The organism is Lysinibacillus sp. NPDC093197 (assembly GCF_044754025.1).
Taxonomy (GTDB): Bacteria; Bacillota; Bacilli; order Bacillales_A; family Planococcaceae; genus Lysinibacillus.
Genome location: NZ_JBIVOH010000001.1, coordinates 84,269 through 103,461 on the forward strand (window position 1 = coordinate 84,269; position 19,193 = coordinate 103,461).

The 19,193-nt window shown below is 36.2% G+C and carries 15 protein-coding genes and 1 other annotated feature; of the genes, 13 read left to right on the forward strand and 2 right to left on the reverse strand.

What is annotated here, in order from left to right:
• Positions 1–102 precede the first annotated feature (102 nt).
• A complete protein-coding gene (locus ACIP9G_RS00485; RefSeq protein WP_401016559.1) occupies positions 103–1,944 on the forward strand; it encodes a DNA ligase D in 1,842 nt (613 codons plus the stop codon).
• A gap of 72 nt (positions 1,945–2,016) precedes the next feature.
• On the opposite strand, the gene ACIP9G_RS00490 is transcribed toward ACIP9G_RS00485, so the two are convergent.
• Positions 2,017–2,970 (reverse strand): MBL fold metallo-hydrolase, encoded by a 954-nt coding sequence (locus ACIP9G_RS00490; protein WP_401016561.1) that lies wholly within the window; start codon positions 2,968–2,970, stop codon positions 2,017–2,019.
• Between the two features lie 141 nt (positions 2,971–3,111).
• Between ACIP9G_RS00490 and ACIP9G_RS00495 the strand changes: the two genes are divergently transcribed.
• The 5 genes from ACIP9G_RS00495 to ACIP9G_RS00515 all read left to right on the forward strand — a co-directional run bounded on the left by ACIP9G_RS00495 (position 3,112) and on the right by ACIP9G_RS00515 (position 10,707).
• Positions 3,112–4,596, forward strand: a complete 1,485-nt coding sequence (locus ACIP9G_RS00495) for a methyl-accepting chemotaxis protein (RefSeq protein ID WP_401016562.1) — start codon at positions 3,112–3,114, stop codon at positions 4,594–4,596.
• Between the two features lie 340 nt (positions 4,597–4,936).
• Complete coding sequence (gene acnA / locus ACIP9G_RS00500) at positions 4,937–7,642, forward strand: aconitate hydratase AcnA (protein WP_401016564.1); 2,706 nt, start codon at positions 4,937–4,939, stop codon at positions 7,640–7,642.
• A gap of 154 nt (positions 7,643–7,796) precedes the next feature.
• On the forward strand, positions 7,797–8,270 hold the full coding sequence (locus ACIP9G_RS00505; RefSeq protein ID WP_401016566.1) for a MarR family transcriptional regulator: 474 nt from the start codon (positions 7,797–7,799) through the stop codon (positions 8,268–8,270).
• A gap of 471 nt (positions 8,271–8,741) precedes the next feature.
• Complete coding sequence (locus ACIP9G_RS00510; protein WP_401016567.1) at positions 8,742–9,113, forward strand: DoxX family protein; 372 nt, start codon at positions 8,742–8,744, stop codon at positions 9,111–9,113.
• Positions 9,114–9,462: 349 nt separating this feature from the next.
• Complete coding sequence (locus ACIP9G_RS00515; protein WP_401016569.1) at positions 9,463–10,707, forward strand: MFS transporter; 1,245 nt, start codon at positions 9,463–9,465, stop codon at positions 10,705–10,707.
• Between the two features lie 64 nt (positions 10,708–10,771).
• Here the strand turns inward: ACIP9G_RS00515 and ACIP9G_RS00520 are convergent, their stop codons facing one another.
• Positions 10,772–11,356 (reverse strand): DJ-1/PfpI family protein, encoded by a 585-nt coding sequence (locus tag ACIP9G_RS00520; RefSeq protein ID WP_401016571.1) that lies wholly within the window; start codon positions 11,354–11,356, stop codon positions 10,772–10,774.
• 141 nt (positions 11,357–11,497) lie between these two features.
• Between ACIP9G_RS00520 and ACIP9G_RS00525 the strand changes: the two genes are divergently transcribed.
• The 7 genes from ACIP9G_RS00525 to ACIP9G_RS00555 all read left to right on the forward strand — a co-directional run bounded on the left by ACIP9G_RS00525 (position 11,498) and on the right by ACIP9G_RS00555 (position 19,099).
• On the forward strand, positions 11,498–11,941 hold the full coding sequence (locus ACIP9G_RS00525; RefSeq protein ID WP_401016573.1) for an Lrp/AsnC family transcriptional regulator: 444 nt from the start codon (positions 11,498–11,500) through the stop codon (positions 11,939–11,941).
• Between the two features lie 66 nt (positions 11,942–12,007).
• Entirely contained in the window at positions 12,008–12,523 is a 516-nt protein-coding gene (locus tag ACIP9G_RS00530) for a sigma-70 family RNA polymerase sigma factor (protein ID WP_401016575.1), read from the forward strand.
• Entirely contained in the window at positions 12,516–13,463 is a 948-nt protein-coding gene (locus ACIP9G_RS00535; protein WP_401016577.1) for a DUF3221 domain-containing protein, read from the forward strand. Before ACIP9G_RS00530 ends, ACIP9G_RS00535 begins: the two co-directional genes overlap by 8 nt.
• A 100-nt stretch (positions 13,464–13,563) precedes the next feature.
• Positions 13,564–13,968 carry a hypothetical protein gene (locus ACIP9G_RS00540; protein WP_401016579.1) on the forward strand — a complete coding sequence of 135 codons (405 nt, stop codon included), beginning with the start codon at positions 13,564–13,566 and terminating at the stop codon, positions 13,966–13,968.
• Between the two features lie 33 nt (positions 13,969–14,001).
• On the forward strand, positions 14,002–14,850 hold the full coding sequence (locus tag ACIP9G_RS00545; protein WP_401016581.1) for a DUF2785 domain-containing protein: 849 nt from the start codon (positions 14,002–14,004) through the stop codon (positions 14,848–14,850).
• Between the two features lie 36 nt (positions 14,851–14,886).
• Positions 14,887–15,125: a binding site (T-box leader), on the forward strand.
• A gap of 55 nt (positions 15,126–15,180) precedes the next feature.
• Entirely contained in the window at positions 15,181–18,273 is a 3,093-nt protein-coding gene (ileS, locus tag ACIP9G_RS00550; RefSeq protein WP_401016583.1) for an isoleucine--tRNA ligase, read from the forward strand.
• 640 nt (positions 18,274–18,913) lie between these two features.
• A complete protein-coding gene (locus ACIP9G_RS00555) occupies positions 18,914–19,099 on the forward strand; it encodes an FDLD family class I lanthipeptide (protein ID WP_401016585.1) in 186 nt (61 codons plus the stop codon).
• Positions 19,100–19,193 lie beyond the last annotated feature (94 nt).

Consider the following 19,193-nt stretch of genomic DNA (forward strand, 5'->3'; position numbering starts at 1 on the left):
GTTGTCACCTCGTTTTACTTACTATGTTATATTTTGATGATTTTTATGTATGCTAAATAGAAATAGGCACTACTGGACGAAAAAAGAAAGTAGGTGTGCATCATGAAACCAATGTTATTAACAGAAGCAATGGAACCACCAACAGGAGAAGAGTGGTTTTACGAAGCAAAATACGATGGTTTCCGTTGTATTTTACAGTGGGCTGAAGAAGAACCCATTTTAATAAGTAGAAATGGTAATGTTCTTAATCATTTGTTTCCGGAGATTATTGCGTATTGTAAAACTATTTATGATCAAATGAAAGCATACTTACCCTTAACATTTGATGGTGAACTAGTCTTTTTAATGAACAACTATAAAAGTGAATTTTCAATCGTACAACAAAGAGGTAGAATGCAAAATAAAGAAGTAATAGCTGCACACGCAAAATCTTTTCCATGCCATTATGTAGTATTTGATTTACTATATTTGAAAGGGGAAAGTCAAGCGAATCGGTATTTAAAGACACGTAAACAGCAACTAACGGCCCTTTTTACTAATTTGCAGCTGCCGACTACTATTAATTATGAAGAGAACCGACGTTTGCAAGCAATTGATGTTTTCGAGGCGAGTCAAACTTTATGGCATTTAATAACGATCAATAATGGCGAAGGTCTTATTGCAAAGAAAAAGACGAGTAAATGGCAGGAAGATATACGCTCTACGCAATGGATGAAGATAAAAAATTGGAGAATTGTTTCGGTGATTGTCACAAAATTTGATAAAGGAAATGGTTATTTTCATGGTTATGTTGAGCAACAGGGAGAATTAACAGAAGTGGTTGTTTTTAGACATGGTGTTTTTAGACATGGTATGAAAAATGATGAATTAAATACACTCATAGCATTTTTCCAAGCAAATGGTCGCAAACTGAATGAGACATGGCAATTAGAACCATCCATCTGTGTTGATATAGCATGTATAGACTTTGATGGCAAAAAGTTAAGAGAGCCACGATTTCATGCATTCCGATTAGAGATGAATCCACAGGAATGTAATTGGCAACAAATGCAACGACAGCTAATGCCAATACCTGAAAGTGTACAAGTAACACATCCAAACAAGCCGATATGGCCAGACATCGGTATTACTAAGGATAGCTATTTGCACTATTTACAACTGATATCTCCTTTTATACTGCCTTTTTTGCACCAACGACCTGTGACATTAATTCGTTTTCCTCACGGGGTACCTGGTGAGAGTTTTTATCAAAAAAGCAGTCCAGACAATCTACCTGAATTTGTCGCAACGGAGAAAGTTAGTGATCATCAGGCAATTTTATGCAATAATCTTGAAACTTTATTGTGGCTAGGAAATCAGCTTGCGTTAGAATTGCACATTCCTTTTCAACCAATAGACACTGATAAACCGACTGAAATCGTTTTCGATCTAGATCCGCCTTCGGTAGATGCATTTCCACTTGCAATAAGTGGTGCACGCCACTTAAAAGAAATATTTGATTATTTTAAGTTGCAGTCATTCGTTAAAACTTCTGGGGGCAAAGGCTTACAAGTTTATATTCCATTGCGGTATAATGCTTTTTCGTATGAGCAAGTACGGCAATTTACAGCGTTTGTCTGTCGTTTTTTATGTGAGCAAAAACCGGAATTATATACAATTGAGCGGTTAAAGAAAAATAGAAATGACCGATTGTATTTAGACTATATTCAACATGCGGAAGGAAAGACTATTATTTCACCATTTTCCACACGTGGTAATCCAATGGGTTTAGTAGCTACACCGTTATATTGGGACGAAGTAAATGAACAGCTAAGACCGGAACACTTTACAATACCAGCTGTCATTGAGCGAATCAAACAAGTAGGCAACCCATTTAGAAATTTTCGAGCAGTAGGGGAGGAACAGGATTTTCATTCTGTGCTCCAGCATTTAAATAATCAATGACTGTCGTAAATGAATCTGCAATATTTCTCAAAATAGTATGGAGAAACATTGCAGATTCTTATGTTTATTTTGTTAGACGTTCTTCTTTTTTTGTAGATAGTCGAGAATACCCATGGCCGATACGATTGTATCATAAGGAATGGTTTGATAGACAGGATGGCTTTCTGCTATCCCATTTTCTTGTAGAAAATGATGTAATAACGTTTGCAATCCTCTATCTAACAATTTAACTTGTTCTGCAAATGTATCAGACGCTGCTAGTGCCTTTTCACCTTCAGCTAAAAACAATGGTGTCCAGTAACGTACTTGGCGATAAGCTTCAGTCGGATTTTGATATGCACCGTAATGACCGAAATACAATTCATGTACATTTAGTTCCTCGTATAATTGAATAGATTTTTCCATCGTTTCAGGGTCGTACTGATTAGGGGAGGTAGAAGGGATGATTAAATCAATTGCTTCATCCGCCATCTCTGGATATCGGACGCCCGTAGTATCACCTACAAACAATCCATTCGTAGCAGAATAATGCATCGACACGTGGTGCTTTGCATGACCCTCCGTATGATAAAACGTTAGCTGTTGACTGCCTAATGACAATATATCTCCATGTCCAGCTTCAATAATTCGTTCTGGAGCAATGGGCACTATTGGGTCAAAAAGGCGCTCGAATTCATTACCATATACAGCTTTTGCACTTGCAATTAAACGAGTTGGATCAACCATATGTGATACGCCACGCGGGTGTACGACCAACTTTGCGTTTGGGCAGCTTTGAAGGAAAAGTCCCACTCCACCCGCATGATCTAAATGAATATGAGTAACAATGACATAATCAATATCGTCTAATGTAATTTGCAATTCATTTAAACCTTCCATTATATAGGGAACTGAAGGACTAGCTGATGTCTCGACTAAAGCAATTTTTTCATCAATCAGTAAATATGCACTTGTACGTTCCTTCCTATTTAAATCATTTGTATCAATGCAAAAAAAGTTTGGTGCTATTTTTTGTGTTCGCTCCATCAAATAAATCTCCTCCTAGTTTGAAAAAACCTATTTTTTCTCTAAAATACCTTTTTTATCTACAAAAAATAGTAGTTATACTATATAATAATGGAAAAACAAACTGAATGTCCATTCATTTTTAAAAAGGAGAAAGATATAATGGAGAAAAATATTCGCTATGACACACGTAAAGTTCATCAAGTAAATTTAGCAATCATATCAATTTTGGCCATTCTTATTTGTGGTCCTATGATTCTGTCGAAAGGTATAGTATTTTTATTCATTGGTCTAGCGGTAATTGCTTTAGCTATATGTAATTACTTTTTACCAATTCGTACATATGTGAAAGGTTTTATATTCGGCATGATTCCTACATGTATTGTCTTTACATTGTTTTTACTTGATAGCTTTTCATTAAACAAACATTATATTTTGCTTTGCACAATTGCCATTATTGCGTTGTATTTTAAAAAGGAGCTAATAGTCTCTTATGGGGTTATACTAAACAGTTGCTTTGTTATTTTATATATCTTTAAATCAGAATCGTTACTGGGGCCATTTAACGATATTATTGTATTCGTTACACTTCTAGCTATTACAAATGGGGTAATCATCGTTTTCTTCCTACTTGCGAAATGGGGAAATGAACTTATTACACATGCAGCTGCACAGCAAAATGCAGTAAGGATTTCTCTCGAACAGCTACAGGCGACCTTCCATCAAATTGAGCAAAGTAGCGATCAACTAGATGAGCATGCAACATTATTTCACCAAACGATGAATAATATTTCAGGATCAAGTAAGCAAATACTTCAAGCAACCGAGGATATTGCAGCAAGTATTCAACAAGAGGCATCAAGCTTACAAGTGATTCACGGCACTATGAAGCAATCAGTACACTTTGTAAATAAAACATTTACAATATCAAAGGATACTGTATCTAAATCAAGTGATTTACAACAGGAAGTGTTAGCGGGTTGGGGGAAAATGCAAGAAGCGATGGCTCAAATGGGCGTCATGAACAATGCGATGTGTTCAACTGCTGATACAGTCCAAGCGCTACAGCATAGTTTGCAAACCGTTGATACGTTATTAAAAGGAATCCATCATATAGCGCAGCAAACTAATCTACTAGCTTTAAACGCGGCTATTGAGGCAGCGAGAGCTGGTGAGCAAGGAAAAGGTTTTGCTGTCGTTGCAGATGAGGTGCGGAAATTAGCTGAAGAAAGTGCTGCCATTACTGTTAGCATTACAAATGTAACAAAAACATTATTTGAAAAATCTACGGAAGCACAACAACGTTCAAGTGAAGGGGAAAAAGCATTACAGTATGGAGAAAGTCTGTTGCAGGAAGTTAGCCATTTTTTCAATATATTAAAAGAATCTTATGCAAAGACCAATACAGATTTAACAAGTGGTATGAATGAATTAAGTAGTGCAATCCAGCAGTTTGAAAAAATTCAACAACAAATTGAAAAACTAAATGAGATGACCGAAGAAAATGCAGCTTCAACAGGTGAGATTTTACTTTCAGTAGAGGATGAACATCAAATGCTTGAAATGATGACGACAACAACGGATCAAATCCAAAAACTTAGTATTAGGTTGAAATCACTTGTTACAAATGAACAGTTAGCAACATAACATAATTGCAACACAACTTTTCCTCTCAGATTTTGGTGCATTAAGGATATATTCCTTGTATTTTTATAGTAAACAAATAGTTTTGCTATTGTTCAAAACTATATATGAATATTTTTTTAAGAAATGTTCACAATAAATTAGGCCGAAATATGTCATTTTCGTCACAAATTCGCTCATTCATGTAAATTAAACGAATTAAATTTAATGTCATAAGAAATACTTATTGAAAAAGATAATATTAATGTAATTTACTTATGAATATAAATACGCTATCATGGGTGGTGGAGAAAAGATGCTTTACATTAGGCCTTTTCAAAAAGATATTTAGGGGGATCCGCAAATGGCACAAGGTAATTTACACAACAGCCGTGCATCATTCGAAGTTAATGGTAAAACTTACAATTACTACGACTTAGCTGCGATTGAAAAAGCTGGCGTTGCAAAAGTTTCAAACCTTCCTTACTCAATCAAAGTATTATTAGAATCTGTTTTACGTCAATATGATGCGTATGTAATCAAAGAAGAACACGTAAACGAGTTAGCAAAATGGGGTAACGGTGCTGATCCAGAAGCAGAAGTACCATTCAAACCTTCTCGCGTTGTATTACAAGACTTTACTGGTGTACCAGTAGTAGTTGACCTTGCATCTCTTCGTTCAGCAATGAAAGAAATGGGCGGCGACCCAAGCAAAATCAACCCTGCTATTCCAGTTGACCTTGTAATTGACCACTCAGTACAAGTTGACAAATACGGTAATGCATCTGCATTACAAGCAAACATGGACCTTGAATTCGAACGTAACGCTGAGCGTTATAATTTCTTAAAATGGGCTCAAACTGCTTACAATAATTTCCGTGCTGTACCACCAGCAACTGGTATCGTTCACCAAGTAAACTTAGAGTACTTAGCTCCAGTTGTACACGTAAACGAAAATGCTGACGGTACATTCGAAACATTCCCAGATTCAGTAGTAGGTACTGACTCACATACAACAATGATCAACGGTATCGGCGTTCTTGGATGGGGTGTTGGTGGTATCGAAGCTGAAGCAGGTATGCTTGGTCAACCTTCATACTTCCCAATCCCAGAAGTTATCGGTGTTAAATTAGTTGGCGATCTTCCAAACGGAACTACAGCTACTGACTTAGCATTAAAAGTTACACAAGTTTTACGTCAACGTGGCGTAGTTGGTAAATTCGTTGAGTTCTTCGGACCTGGCGTATCTAAATTACCACTAGCTGACCGTGCTACAATTTCTAACATGGCTCCTGAATATGGTGCTACATGTGGTTACTTCGCAATTGACGAAGAATCATTAAACTACATGCGTTTAACTGGTCGTGACGAAGAGCACATCGCGGTTGTAGAAGCTTACTTAAAAGCTAACCACATGTTCTTTGATCCAACATTAGAGCCAGTTTACACTGATGTATTAGAAGTAAACTTAGATGAAATCGAACCAAACCTTTCTGGTCCTAAACGTCCACAAGACTTAATTCCACTATCTCAAATGCGTTCTCGTTATAAAGAAGCAGTAGTGGCTCCACAAGGTACTCAAGGTTTCGGTTTAACTGAAGCTGAATTCGAAAAAACTTCTGTAGCTAAATTTGCTGAAGGTGATGTAGAAATCCCAACAGGTGCTGTAGCAATCGCTGCAATCACTTCTTGTACAAATACATCTAACCCATACGTATTAATCGCTGCTGGTTTAGTTGCGAAAAAAGCTGTAGAAAAAGGTCTAACTGTACCTAAATGGGTAAAAACTTCTTTAGCACCAGGTTCTAAAGTTGTAACTGGTTACCTTGAAGATTCAGGTTTACAAACGTACCTTGACCAAATCGGTTTCAACACAGTAGGTTACGGCTGTACAACATGTATCGGTAACTCAGGTCCATTACTTCCTGAAATCGAAGATGCTATCAAAGACAACGACTTATTCGTAACGTCTGTTCTTTCTGGTAACCGTAACTTCGAAGGCCGTGTACACCCACTTGTAAAAGCTAACTACTTAGCTTCACCACCACTTGTTGTTGCTTATGCACTTGCTGGTACTGTGGATATCGACCTACAAAAAGATTCATTCGGTAAAGACAAAGATGGTAACGAAGTATACTTCGCTGATATCTGGCCTGCAACTGAAGAAGTTAACGCAGTATTAGGTACTGTAGTTAACCGTGAATTATTCCAAAAAGAATACGAAACTGTATTCACAGCGAACGAAAAATGGAATGAAATTGAAACATCAACTGAGTCTCTATACACATTTGATGACAAATCAACTTACATTCAAAACCCACCATTCTTCCAAGGTCTTGCTAAAGAGCCAGAAGCTATCAAAGGCTTAGACGGCTTACGCATTATGGCGAAGTTCGGTGACTCAATTACAACTGACCATATTTCTCCAGCTGGTGCAATCGGTAAAGATACACCTGCAGGTAAATATTTAATCGAAAACGGTGTTGCAATCCGTGACTTCAACTCATATGGTTCTCGTCGTGGTAACCACGAAGTTATGATGCGTGGTACATTTGCAAACATCCGTATCCGTAACCAAGTAGCTCCTGGTACAGAAGGTGGATTCACTACTTACTGGCCAACAGGCGACGTAGAGTACATCTATGACGCATGTATGAAATACCAAGAGCAAGGTACTGGCTTAGTCGTACTTGCTGGTAATGACTACGGTATGGGTTCTTCTCGTGACTGGGCTGCGAAAGGTACATTCCTACTTGGCGTGAAAACTGTTATCGCACAATCTTACGAGCGTATCCACCGTTCTAACTTAGTAATGATGGGTGTTCTTCCTTTACAATACTTAAACGGTGAATCTGCTGATTCTCTAGGTTTAACTGGTAAAGAAGAAATCTCTGTAAACATTACTGACAACGTAAAACCACGTGATATCTTAACAGTTACTGCTAAATCTGAAGACGGTACAGTTAAAACTTTCCAAGCTTTAGCTCGTTTCGACTCAGAAGTAGAAGTAGACTACTACCGTCACGGTGGTATCCTACAAATGGTTCTTCGCGCGAAAGCTGCTGAATAATTATTTTATCAAAACCGATCTCTTAGGAGGTCGGTTTTTTTTTTGCGGCATTGGCGGAACACCGATGTTAAAGTGCTCTCTAATATTGTTGAAGTAGAAACAAAAATTTACTATAATATTGTTAATGCACCAACGAGTAGGAGGGCGGCTGACCATGAACAAAGAAGAACAAATTATAATGGGATTTCGGGACTTATATAACAAAATGGTTTGGCTTAATAAAGATAAGATGGAAGAAAGCCTTAAAGGGCATACACCTTCAGAGGTACATTGCATCGAATACATTGAAAAAAATGTAGATTCCAATGTAACTAAACTTGCGGAGTTCTTTTACATGACGCGCGGTGCCATTAGTAAATTAACGAAGAAACTTATAAAAAAGGGCCTTATTGAAAGCTATCAAAAGGCGGATAACAAAAAAGAAATCTATTTTAAACTTACTGAACAAGGAAAAGTAATTTTTAATATCCATGAGGAGCTCCATAAAGAGTTTCGAGAGCGTGATAAAATCGTCTTTGACCAGATAACTGATGCTCAATTAGATAGTATGCTTAGCTTTGTAGAAAAGTATCGGGCGCATTTGGATGCAGAAATAAAGAAACAAGATAAAGATTTGAAGCAGGAATAAGTTCGGATTACAAAAAAGTAGCCTCATTCTATCAAGAAAAAGGTTGCTTTTTATTATGATTATTTTATTGTTGAACAGGAAACAAAAATATGTTATTATTTTATTTCTTAGGAAACAAAAAAAGTGTTAAGTCCGGATTTAGTTCAACGCAGCTCTATATTAAAGGTAGCGATATGCTAAGTTACACTGGATACAATCGCCAACAGTATTAAGACGAATTACTTTTCTCAATGTAGTGAAGGAATTTAAAAACTTAACGAACCGCAACAGATTGTAAGGTCCTAATGGAAGAGGTTTCTACCTTATAAGTGAACATTATGATATGGCTACAACATTTAAAGGAGTGAAATGATAATCGAGTTGTCCAAAATTATTAGAAACTAATGCAATGAAGATGATCATTCTCCGATTGGATCAGTGTTTCTAACAAAGCAAAATAATATTAAATTGAGGGAAAAGGGGAGTTTGAACATGAATATTGTATCGATTATTTTTCAGACCTTATTGATGCTTATGTTTTTTATGGCAAGTTTCGGGAAGTTGAGGGGTGCTAAAACACCTATTGAAGAATTTAATAAATTGAGATTACCACAATGGTTTCGAGTAATCACAGGTGTCATCGAACTCATTTCAGCAGTCGCTCTAATTATCGGTTATTGGGATGCTAGTTGGCTTGCAGTAGGAGCGCTTCTAATTACATGTACAGCAATCTGCGGTGTTTTAGCACAAGTACGCATTAAAGATTCATTTAAAAATATGCTAATGATTATAGTAATAGGTGTAATGGCAATTTTCTTATTTATCAACAACATTTCTGCACTTTTAAATTTTCCTGGTTTTTAATAATAAGCAATAGAAATGAAACGGTTCTGGTTCTTGATTTAAAGGAATCATTAAATTAAGAACAGGTAGTAGAAAATTAAATATGAAAGATAATACTAAATGCAGTCCGTCCAAAGTTAAATCGGTCTGCATTTTTTGGTTGCCATTTTAGGGGGATTTTTTTCGAGATTGATATTATTAGAATAGGTTTTTTTAAAACAATAAGAATTATATAGCGTAAATAGAGAAGCCCTCTATTCCAGTTGGTCTTGCATTTCTTTTTCTCGGTTTTTGTTGACTAAGAAACAAAACGGTGTTATTATTTTGTTTCCTAGGAAATAAAATAATAACGTTCAAGGAGAGAATTCACATGTCAAACTTTAAATCACACAATGAAAGAAGTACAGAACAAACCATAGATAAACACGCATTAATATTCGGCCTTATCTCGGTGTTTCTTTGCGGAATAGGCTTCAGTATTATAATACCTATCGTTCCATTTTTAGTGCAGCCATATACGAGTAGTCAAGGAGAACAAGCAGTAGTTGTGACATTGCTGACCTCTGTATATGCAGTTTGCGTATTTTTCACAGCCCCTGCACTTGGCGCTTTAAGTGACAAATATGGTCGCCGTCCATTGCTTCTATTATGCCTTTTAGGTTCCGCAATGGGCTACTTCGTTTTTGGCATAGGTGGCGCTCTATGGGTACTATTTGTTGGGCGTATAATAGAAGGGATAACAGGAGGAAGTATTAGTACAATCTTCGCATATTTTGCAGACATCATTCCTCCAGAGCAGAGAACCAAATACTTTGGATGGGTTAGTGCCGTTGTAGGTGTTGGTACCATCATTGGTCCAACGTTGGGGGGATTACTTGCCAAGTTTGATTATGCTGCACCGATGTACTTTGGCGCAATTATAACTTTATTGAATGTTGTTTACGGATTCTTTTTTATGCCTGAAAGCTTGAACAAGAAAAATAGATTAAAAGAGATTACCTTTTCTAGATTAAATCCATTTATCCAGCTTGCAAATGTACTTTCTATAAAAAACTTAAACAGACTACTTGTCTCAGCATTTTTACTTTGGATACCGAACGGATCGTTACAAGCAATTTTTTCACAATTTACAATGGATACTTTCAGTTGGAAGCCTGCGCTAATAGGGCTTATGTTTTCAATTATGGGCTTGCAAGACATCATTTCACAAGGCTTCATAATGCCAAAGCTATTGAAAAGATTTAGTGATCAACAGATTGCAATTGTAGGAATGTTATCGGAGATTGTAGGCTACAGTCTCATTGCAGCATCGGCTTTATTTACCTTTTATCCTCTTTTAATCGCTGGAATGTTTCTATTTGGATTTGGCGATTCGATTTTTGGACCTTCTTTCAATGGAATGCTCTCGAAGTCAGTCGATTCGAGTGAGCAAGGCAGAATTCAAGGAGCAAGCCAATCAATTCAAGCTTTAGCAAGAATAATTGGACCAATCATTGGAGGTCAAATCTATGTATTACTTGGCCATACAGCTCCTGCTTTTATGGGGATGGTCCTTATTACAGCAGCAATAGTCGTATTGTATAAAAGCAAGCTTGAAAAACTATCGATGGGGTAAAGCCTAATAAACAAAAGTAAGCTTCTTAAAAAAGGGTTTCAGAGCGCTCTGAAACCCTTTTGTGTTAGTTAAATCCCATTAAATCTTTTACTCTCAGTGTATTTTCAGATGTTGTTAGCATTTCAAGCAAACCAAAGGCAACATCGAAAGCAGTGCCTGGGTTCGATGATGTAATAATGTGTTCTGTGTGTACAATTCGTTCGTTGACAATATTTACTCCATAAGAACGGAGCTGCTCTAATCGTTTACTTGTTGGATGATTGTAGGTTGTCGCCTTTTTATTTTGTAATATGCCACAATGTCCTAGAGCAAGAGAAGCTACACATATAGTCGCAATTGGTTTTTTAAAATCGTTAAAGTGACGAATAACTCGCTGGAATTCTTCACTAAAAGCATCCTCATAAAAACCCGCTTCCTCAAAGCCTCCAGGAATCGCAAGCGCATCAAAATCCTCTAGTGCAATTTCATGTAGCAATTTTTCTGGTGTGACCTGAAAATTCCATGTACATTGTAGCTGTTTATGTAATCCAACAGTAACGACTTCTGTTGTACCATCGCCCTCCCATTTATTCCAGCCTAGCACATCTGTAAAGACACTTGCTTCTACAGCCTCAAAGCCATTTGCTAATAGTAATAATATTTTTTTCATATAGTTTATGCCTCCTTTATAGATTTAATTGTAATAAATGAAGTGATTTAATTACATACACTATATAATGTAAATAAGAGTATTTTCTTAATATTCAAAGGAATTTTTAGAAAATCAATTTATAAAAAAAGGTGGATTCTAATGGATAAAATTGATACGGAAATTTTGCGCCAATTACAGTTAAATGCAAAAATTTCAATGAAAGAATTAGCGAAAAACGTTCATTTGTCATCTCCAGCTGTAATAGAACGTGTTAAAAAGCTAGAAGAGCAAGGGAGTATCGAAGGTTATACAACGAAAGTGAACTTAAAGAAAATGGATCGATCTATTCAGGCTATTATTTTGTTTAAGTCAATCGATTGTAAAAGTCTTTCAAATTTTTGTAATGCCCATCCAGATGTCCTTGAGTGTTATCGGGTAGCTGGCGAAATTAGCTATATTGTCAAACTTGCAACATACTCAGTTGAAACACTAGAACAGTTTATTGATGAGGCAATGCCATACGGTACACCTTCTACAAATATTGTGCTGTCTTCCAATGAAAAATCAATGATTCTTCCTTATTTCGATGGAAACCAACAATAATTTCCTTTAAAAACAAACCTTTGTATCTTGAGCACCGTTTATAAGGTAGAGAAGGGAGGCGAGACGTTGCTAGTAAAGGAACTAGAAGAAATAATGGAGCTACATACGGAACGACTTATTCGTCTTGCTTATTATTATGTAAAAGATTTACAGGAAGCAGAGGATATTGTACAAGATGTCTTTATTAAGTTTTACGACAATCAACATGAATATGAAGAGCGCGGAGAGCTAAAGGCGTATTTATCGAGGCTTGTCATTAACAAAAGTAAAGATTATTTACGCAGTTGGAGCTATCGAAAAGTACAAGTGCAACAGAAAATTTTCGCTAAGCAAACGATTGAGAAAAGGGACATGCTCGTACAGCAAGATGAGCAAACATTAATTGAAACTGCCATATTCGCACTACCATTAAAGCAACGGGAGGTACTCAGTTACTTTTACTTTGAGGAAATGCCCATTGCGGAGATTGGCAAGCTTCTAAGTATTCCTGAAAGTACAGTGAAAACAAGGCTACGTAGGGGACGTGAATTATTAAAGCCAAAGCTACAGCATATTGAATGGGAGGTGTTGCTACATGAGTAAATACGAAGTAGAAGCTTTAAAAGACTTACAAGCTAGTAAAAATCGTGTCATGACAAATGTAGTGGGGAAGATAGAACAACGCGCAATACCCAAACAATCTAGACGGTGGCAGTATAGTATGTTTACCTTGATTCTGACAGTATGTATAGGCTTATTTGTATATGCACAAGTCAACAACGTGGACAAGTTATCTGCAAATGCTGTACCAATATTAGATGAAAAAATATATGATATGGTTCTTCAAGAAGCAATTGATGCAAATGAAAGCCAAGAATCTATTAATATGACTTTTCAAACATTATTCGAATTGGATGCTTATTATGTCTATGCAGAAAGTAAAAACATCAAATTTAGCGAAAAGGCAATTGCTAAACAGATGCAAGCGGAAAGAGAAAAATTAGTAAAGTCATATAAAGAGAGTGCAGTATTTAAAGACGGTTTAACAAGGCTCAATCTAACATTAGATGAATTTTTCGATAAATATTACAAAGCAAATGCACTTAAATGGTTTGCCCAAGCAGAACTAATGAAGGAATATTACCGAAAATACGAAAATAGTTACCAATTGCATGCTTACTTTGCAGTGAAAAAAGAAGCGATGGATTATTTCACTGCTAAATATGGCCAACAAATTGCTTATTTAGAAAACAAATACAACGTGTCTAAACCTAACATGTCTACACAATACAAATATGGGACAGTTGTTGCTATGGAGGAAGACCGATTTTTAGTTGTTACAGGTGCATTACAAGAGGAGATTGGCCGATTATCAAATGAAGAAATGATTAACAAGCATACAAATGGCGTATGGTTTCCTCTTCTTGAGGTACAACAGAAAATTACAATCGGTCAAAACGTCAATGTCACCTATAGTTTACAAACACAATTAAATCAATACGATTTTGTTGCGAATTTGGATGAAATCGAAATTTCAGAATAGGAACCCCTAAAACAGCTTACAAGTATAAGCTGTTTTTTCATTTGGATTAAGGTACAATTATTGTAAGTTACTGTATAAAAATGAAAAAGGAGCTTTATCATTGATTGATTATTTCGAACGGACATTAAGGTTAACAGATTTAGAAGCCTGGACAATACGTATTCAACGAGTCCATTACAGCTTGGTTATCGTGGATGAAAGAAGAAAGGCTGCTGTGGAAGAATTGGATACAGCTGATTTTATCATTGATGAAGACGAACTACGAACTAATTATGTATCAGTAAGTATTTTTTCTGAGAAAAATGTCCAAGACGAGTATATTGAGCCATTAGCGGATTTGGCAAAGCAATTAACAGAGCATTTAGTACTTGCGCATTGTGATGTAATAACAAAATTTTATATCGAGCAACCAGAAATCGCTATTGATCGTTTGCTAGTTGAGAAGTATGGCTATAAATTAGCGGACATCTCATTGGAAAAATTATGGCATTTAAATCAAGACTAAAGAAGTTGAAAACAAAAGGAGAAATGATTACATATGATATTACATGAAAAATTATTAAGTGAAGTTGATTTGAAACGTGAACTTCAAGCATTCCTAAATGACAGTAATGCCTGGCAACAAGCAGATCAACAAATACTCATTCAGTCAATGCTTGCACATATTGGTTCGGTAGATAGCGAACTGCGAGACGGTTTAATCTACGGTTCCTTCTATACAATGATTTTAGAAAGAAATTTATTAGATCATGCTATATTAAGCGACACGTTGGACTACTGTTTAACTGTTTTATTATGTGAAGGCATTGGAGAAGATAATTCAGATTCAGTTTTTACTAGAACGTTTACTTTGTTACTAATCGCACTAATATTAGCAAAAGATAATGAAGCTGATTTTATAGAAGTGCACAAAATCGAGGAACTGACAAATAGGTTCAGCACTTATTTATTGGCTGAAAAAGATGTAAGAGGCTATATACCTGTAAAAGGGTGGGCTCATAGTGTGGCACATGCGTCAGACGCTGTAGATGAATTAGTGAAAAGCCCGAAATTCAAGAAAGCTTCTTTTATGGATATTTTACGTCCTTTATGGAACATGATGTTGCAAACAAATTATGCATTCATTCATGATGAGGATGAAAGGCTATTAGTACCTATTTTCACAATGCTGGAACAAGGTTTGCAGCAGCAAGAAGTTATCGCATTATTAAATGAAACGATGGCAACGTTGGCTGCTCAAAAGGAACAGCTTGATGTACAGCACTATCGAATAGTACGATTTAACTGGAAAACATTATTAAAAAGTTTTTATATTAAAACAACTGACAATCCTCAATATGCGGTACTTCATCAAAGCGTCGTAGATTGTCTGAATATTGACAAGTAAATGGCAGTTTGTTAAGATGAGTGACAATAAAAGCATACAAATTCGTTGATGAGAAAGAGTAATGTTGCATTTTGTTCTACAGAGAGCCGACAGTATGGTGGAAGTCGGTGTGCAAATGTTTCATGAAGATCCTCTCTGAGAAGATTAGCTGAAATGAGTAAGCTAATTCGGGTGTCTACCGTTAAAAAGAACACGTATGATTGTACGTTGCTGAGTGCTATTGAGCGGTTTTCAATAGAATTAGGGTGGTATTCGCGGTTAACCCCGTCCCTTACTTGGGACGGGGTTTTTTGTATGCCTTTTATACACTACTGTATAGGAGGAGATTGCATGCAAGTCGAAAAAAACAAAGAGACAACTGTAGAGAGAGAAAAAAGAGTTCGTAAAATATGGGAGGAAGAGAGAACGTTTCAAGCATCCGTTAAAAATCGTTCTGTTAGTAAGCCCTTTGTATTTTACGAAGGACCACCTACAGCAAATGGCTTACCACACGTCGGTCACGCTTTTGGCAGAACGATTAAAGATGTGGTGGCACGTTATAAAACAATGCAAGGTTTCTACGTTGAACGAAAAGCTGGTTGGGATACACATGGGTTACCTGTAGAATTAGGTGTGGAGAAAAAATTAGGGATATCCGGTAAACAAGAAATTGAAAACTATGGTGTAGAACAATTTATTAAGGAATGTAAAGGTAGTGTTTTTACGTACGAAAAGAAATGGCGTACGTTTACCGAACAATTAGGCTATTGGATTGACTTGGATGATCCTTATCTAACGTTAAGTAATGAGTATATAGAATCTGTATGGCATATTTTAAGTCATGTGCATCAGGAAAGGCTTTTATATAAAGGGCATCGTGTGTCCCCTTATTGCCCAAGTTGCCAAACGTCTTTAAGCTCTCATGAAGTAGCACAAGGTTATAAGGATGTAAAAGATTTATCGGTAACAGCGATGTTTAAACGAAAAGACAAGGACGAATATTTTCTTGGTTGGACGACGACGCCATGGACATTGCCTGCCAATGTAGCGTTGGCCATGAATCCACATATCACATACGTAAGGGTAAAACATGACAATACCATTTATATCCTTGCTAAAACACTTGTTGATAAAGTATTTTCTGCACCTGTTGAAGTGTTAAGTGAGCATTTAGGTCAAGACTTTGCAGGTGTTGCCTATCAACCGCCATTTTCATATGTAACAGTTGAAAAAGGCCATGTTGTCGTATTAGCAGACTATGTTACGGATCAAAGTGGAACGGGCATTGTGCATACTGCTCCGGCATATGGCGAAGATGACTATAAAACTGTGCAACAACATCAGCTTTCTTTTGTCAATGTGGTGGATGTCAAAGGTTGCTATACAGAAGAAGTGCCGGAGCTTACAGGTAAGTTCGTCAAAGACTGCGATGTCGATATCATCAAAATGCTTGCGGAAAAAGGGCTGCTGTTTGCTAAAGAAAAATATGAACATAGCTATCCTTATTGCTGGCGCTGTGATTCACCGCTACTTTACTATGCAACAGATAGCTGGTTTATCAAAATGTCGGCATTAAAAGATCAAATACTACAAAATAATGAACAAGTAACATGGTATCCTGACCATATTAAACACGGACGTTTTGGCAATTTCTTAGAAAACATCGTAGACTGGAACATTAGCAGAAATCGCTACTGGGGTACACCGTTAAATATATGGATTTGTGAGACATGTGGTCATGAAGAAGCGCCAAATAGTATTGCTGCGCTAAATAAACTAGCAAAAGAAGCATTGGACGAAAACATGGAACTGCACAAACCATATATCGATGACGTAATTTGTAGTTGTCCATCATGTCAAGGGGATATGCAACGTACACCTGAAGTGATTGATGTATGGTTCGATAGTGGCTCAATGCCGTTCGCTCAGCATCATTATCCATTTGATAATGTTGATGCATTTTCCAATCAATTTCCTGCAGATGTTGTCATAGAAGGCATCGACCAGACACGCGGTTTTTTCTACAGTTTATTAGCAGTATCCACATTATTTACAGAGAAAGCGCCATACAAAAATGTGTTGTCCTTAGGCCATGTATTAGATGAGCACGGACAAAAAATGTCGAAAAGTAAAGGCAATGCATTAGAGCCAGTTGAATTAATCCAACAGTATGGTGCGGATGCTTTACGATGGGCATTTTTAGTGGATAGTTCACCTTGGAATTCGAAGCGGTTTTCTAAGAAAATTGTGATGGAGGCAAAGTCCAAACTCGTTGATACATTCGATAATACATTTAAATTTTATCAGTTGTATGCGGATATAGATGGCTTTCAATACGATGCTAAAAAAACTGGTAAACGGACGAAATTAGATAATTGGATAAAATCCCGGTTACACCATACGATTCAGCTTGTGACAAAATATATGGATGATTTTCAAATGACACAAGCTACAAGGGAAATTGGCAAACTTGTTGAAGAGCTAAGCAATTGGTATATACGTCGGTCACGCACTCGTTTTTGGGCAAACGGTTTATCAGACGATAAACGTGGTGCCTTCAGTACATTGTACGAAGTGCTGACAACTGTAAGTAAACTGCTTGCACCATTTACGCCTTTTCTTGCAGAAGATGTATACAGAAGTTTATGTGGTGAAAGTGTCCATTTACAAGACTATCCGAAGTACGATGCAAAAATACTAGACCAACATCTTGAACAACAAATGGCAAATGTTCTTGCAGTAGTTGAACTTGGTCGAAGTATTCGTAATAGTGAAGGACTTAAAGTGAAGCAGCCATTAAAGGAAATGGTGATGTCAGTAGTTGGAGAAGTGGAAGATTATGCTCAGTATAATGATATTATTCGAGATGAATTAAATGTGAAGGAATGTAAGTGGACACAGGACTTTACTGCTTATGAAACCATTCACTACAAACTAAACTACAAAACAGCTGGTGCAGCATTTGGATCACAAGTGCATAAAGTAAAAGATTATGTTACGCGATTAAGTGAAGCAGAGCAAAAGGCACTACAGTTAACAGGTGCAATTGCAATAGATATTGATCATCAACAACTTACTTTGTTAAAATCACATGTGTTAAAAGAATCCGTCATCAAGGAGCATTATGTATTGGCAGAAGAGAATGGATGTCGTGTCTTACTGAATACCCAACTAACGAATGACTTACTTCAGGAAGGGCAAATAAGAGAGTTAATACGTACGATCCAAGATACACGAAAAAAATGGCAATTACCTGTTGAACAATATATTTCGATTTCAATCTCTGCAGATGCTGAAACGAAGAGAATCATCCAACACTATACTGCATTATTGAAAGCTAATGTATTGTTAAATGACATTTTATTCGGGGAAGTGAAAACAGGAGAAAATGTGATTCAGGCGAAATTGTTTGATAAGGAAATCGAGATTACTTTTAATTTCTAATATATAGTTTTGGAAAAGTCGATTAAAAGAAGCGCTAAAACCTTTTAATCGGCTTTTCTTATTATTTTTATTCGAAATAATAACGCATAAAATTGCCCCTATTAGAAAGAAGATTAAACCTTGAGAAAAACCTAAGACTATAAATATTCCACCGATACATAGATAGCTTGCCACTTTAGGATTTAAATAATTAATCGTTTTCAAGATGTCTCCTCCTACAAATAATATCATTTTAGTTCACGAAATATTCAAAAAATATATACTTTTCATCTTGCAAAAGGCATTTTATACTAATTGTAAAAATAATATTCATTTTCAAATTTTATTTTTAAGAGGGGAGGTGGAGTAAAATGTAAATAATTTTCTGTGAATTACTTTTTAGGTGGTTCTTCACTTTTGTATTCCAATTAATTTGTTAGAGGCTTTTATTTGGATGTAGATTTATAGGAATGGGCTAGTCCTTTCCTATAAATCTAAATTTCGTGCTACGCGTCCGGTTTATTATTTCGGTTCATTCAGAGATGTTCAAACAGTTCTTCCAATTTTGAACGAGCTTGATAAAGCCGATATAACAGCGTGTGGCGAAACGTTGATTAAACGTCCAACTATTAAGAAGAAATATTAAATGGAGGAATGTATTGTGGAAAAAACCTTAAACTTTAATGAAAATGATTTTAATTTAGATTTCGAAGTGGATAATAGTTCTATGGAAATGGATGGGGATCTTAATACTGTTACTCCTATAAGAACAATTGTAACTAAAGTGACTTGTAAAGTTTCTTGTACTTGTAATTGCACTGGTGCTTGTACAATTTTCTGTGGGTAGTGAAATTATTATTTAATATAATTAATTCAAGCTATCTGTAAACGTTAAAATGAACCTAACAGTTTTGCTGAATAAATTCAAAGCCTATAAAATG